At 67.3% G+C, this 3,081-nt stretch carries 1 protein-coding gene and 1 tRNA gene; one reads left to right on the top strand and one right to left on the bottom strand.

The features are described 5' to 3' along the window. Nucleotides 1–2,561, bottom strand: a 2,561-nt coding sequence (locus VL752_RS08310) for a phosphoenolpyruvate carboxylase (RefSeq protein ID WP_325354044.1), incomplete at its 3' end; no start/stop codon positions are given. Between the two features lie 198 nt (nucleotides 2,562–2,759). On the opposite strand from VL752_RS08310, the gene VL752_RS08305 reads away from it, so the two are divergent. Beyond that, nucleotides 2,760–2,835: transfer RNA gene (locus VL752_RS08305), tRNA-Glu, on the top strand. Nucleotides 2,836–3,081 lie beyond the last annotated feature (246 nt).

The following is a 3,081-nucleotide window of genomic DNA, read 5'->3' as shown; positions in this document are numbered from 1 at the left end:
GTCAGGATCCAGATGCGATGGATGGCGGAGAGGCGTAACGCATGGAGCAGAAGCTCCCGCTCGCTCATCTGCGGCGCATCCGGCCAGGCGGCGCGCAGCGCCAGATGGTCCCCATGCACGCGGCGGAACATCGCGGTGACTTCCGACCAGATGTCGAGCTGCTCCAGCCCGGTTGCCACCGCCATCAGCGCCTCCCGCCTGCCGGGGATGGTGCTGTGGCCGGCGCGATCCAACCAGGTGCCGGGATCGAGGGTTTCCACCACCGCGCGCAGCACGTCGAGATGCGAATGCCGCATCGCATGCGAGGCAAAATCCATCGAGCGGCGGAAGCGTGGGCTGGTGCGGCGGAGTTCGGTCACCGCATCGGGGTTGCGGCTGGCGGCCAGGCCCAGCCCCTGCAGCGTATTCGCGCACCAGCCAAGCTGTTGCAGGATCGCATTGTTCGGGATGGCCCGCAGTTCGCGCGGATGGCCGATAATGGCGGGACCGCCGGAGGTGTCGCTCTGCCGTGCGGCGGGGCGGGAGCCGGTGCGGTCGATCAGTGCCGGGCCGAAAGTGCCGAGCATGGCGGCATAGCCCGGGTCCTCCACCAGCTCTTCCATGCTGCCGCGGATGGTGGCGAAGAAATCCGCCGCGAAATCCGGATCCTGGTAGATCGGGTCGTCACCCTCCTCGATCGGGCCGAGGGCGAATTCGGCGATGCGCAGGATGGTCGCGGCGGCGAGCCCAGGCGTGCCGAACAGCAAATAGCCATCCCCGCCCTGAAAGGCGCTTTCCTCGCGATACGCGATGCCGGCGGCTTCGAAGGCGCGACGGCCAACGGCCGGGGAGAGATAGGCAAGACGATCGGTGAGCGATCCCGGATGCGCGCCGCGGCCGATGCTCTCGCCGTGCGTGTCGAACAGCACGAGTTCGACATCGGTGAGGTTATGTTTGGCCATCGCTTCGCAGATCTTGAGCCGCAGCCGCTCGATCAGATAGGTCGCGGCGATCTGGCCGACATAGCGTCCGGAATCCGAATAGCCGAACTGGACGGCAAGCTTGCCGGTGCGGCGCAGATAGGCGCGGAAATGCGGGCTGCGCAGCGCCTCCTCGATGATGCGGTTGCCCTGGCTCAGTGCCTCCGCCGTCTCGAAAAGCGGGCTGATCTCGATGCGGTCCTCGATCCCGAGGAGCTTCGCGAAATAGAGGGCGGTAAGCAGCGTATAGCCGGTTTCCGTCTCGGCGATGAGGAAGCGCACCGGGCTCGCCGCGTCGATATGCTTCACCATCTGAGCGACGGTCATCATCAGCCGCGCCGCCGAGGCCTGTTCGGCCATCAGCGTTCCAAAATTGATGGCCTCGGGCTTGGCCTCGTCCAGCGCATTGTTGATGGCGCCGAGCAGGATGCGGCGGCGCGAGGGGTCCGCCGGCGGGTCGGCCAGGCCGAGGCGCTGGCGCACCGCATTATGGAGCTGCGCCGAGTTCAGCCGGACATGGGTATGGGCGAGGCCGAGATTATGGGAAACGAGGCCAGCACGGGCCACGAGCAGGGCGCGCTTCTCGGCATCATCCGCCTGGTCGAGGGCGGCCGGGAAAAGGGCCAGCAGCGGCTCGGGCGTGGTCAACGCCTCCTCCCGCAACCCGACAAGCGCCTTGCCGAAGGCGCCGACGGCCGCGACATCCGTGCCGTTCGGCGCGGCGGCGATCTGTTGCTCGACCGCGGCAATCGCGGTCTGCACCCGGTCCAGGATCGCGGCGGCTGCGGGCAACGGGGTAAGCTGCGCCGCCACCCGCTGCAGTTGGTAGAGCTTCATGCGGAGCCTGAGGCGCAGCGTATCCCACCAGCCGATATCGGTGCGGCCATCGGTGTCGTAGCCGACCCAACTGGTCAGCGTAACGGGACGCGGCGCGAGGTCGAGCCAGCGATGCGCCCAGGTCTCCCGCGCCGCGTCGAGAATAGCGCCGGTTAGCAGGTCTATCGCGTCGCGCCCGCGGGCAATGGCGGCGCGCGCCTGGTCGAACTCGTCCTCCAGCGTCACCGGCACCGGGCGATGGGAGGTGAAGCAGGCGGCGGAAGCCTCGCCGGAGGCGGCGCGGGCCAGCGCGTCGCCCACCGGATAGGGCAGGGAAAAGGTCGGGTGCGCCGTAAAGACGGCGGAAAAGCGCGTCCGCTCCACCGCCTGGCGGAAGCGTGCGAAGGGCAGGGCGCTATCGTTCGGGTCGGGCCGCACGAGGCGGGTGGCGAGAGCGGCCATGGCGGCGGCCGGGGTTTCCTCGGCCGAGAGGCCGACGTAATCCGCCAAACGCACCGCGCGCTGCTGAAAGGCCTCGTCCCGAAGCCAGCAGACGAGACCGATAAGGTCGGCGTCGGTCAGCCGCTCCTGGTCAATCCGCCGGGAAATGGCGAGGGCGGTCGTCATGACCGGGTTGCTGAAGGGATCTTCCGCGGCGCGCCCGAGCGCATCATGCATGACGCCGAGCAGCTCCGCGGCGAGGCCCGCGATATGCTCGGGCACTTCCGTTTTGGGAACATCGGTCGTTGTGGGCACCTGAGCGCCGCCGTGCTGCTGATCTGGCATGCGCCTATTGTGCATCGCAGCGGCCGCGGAGCAATCATTTGCTGCGGATCCAAGGCAGTTTTGCCGGATTTTTCGAGGCAAGGCGGATGCGGAGCCGCCATGCGGGCTTTCCTAACCTTCACCTTCAGATCGGCTCTTGCCCTCCTGAAGGGAGCCCATTATAGACCCGGCCCACGCAGCGACGCTGCTTCAAGGCCTGTCCCGTTCGTCTAGAGGCCTAGGACACCGCCCTCTCACGGCGGTAACAGGGGTTCGAATCCCCTACGGGACGCCAATTTTTTCAATGACATAATCGTGACGCGGCCGCCCAGATGGACGCCCTGCGTCTCTTAAGATCCGGCGCTCGACGGGGGACCCTCGGTCGGATGCGCTAGGCCCGCGCGTGCTGGCGTTCGCCTGCGCAAAAAGAAACAGCGGCTCCGCCGCGGCCATTTTCGCGGATCAGCGCCGCGAGGGCACGAGGACACCTGATATTGTGTCTGTGTTGGGGGACCGACGAGGCCCTGCTTCCAAAGGCAGC

Origin of the sequence: Acidisoma sp., from assembly GCF_035492295.1 — a bacterium.
Classification (GTDB): domain Bacteria; phylum Pseudomonadota; class Alphaproteobacteria; order Acetobacterales; family Acetobacteraceae; genus Acidisoma.
Note: the sequence above shows the minus strand (reverse complement) of the source record. Positions and strands in the feature narration are given on the sequence as shown.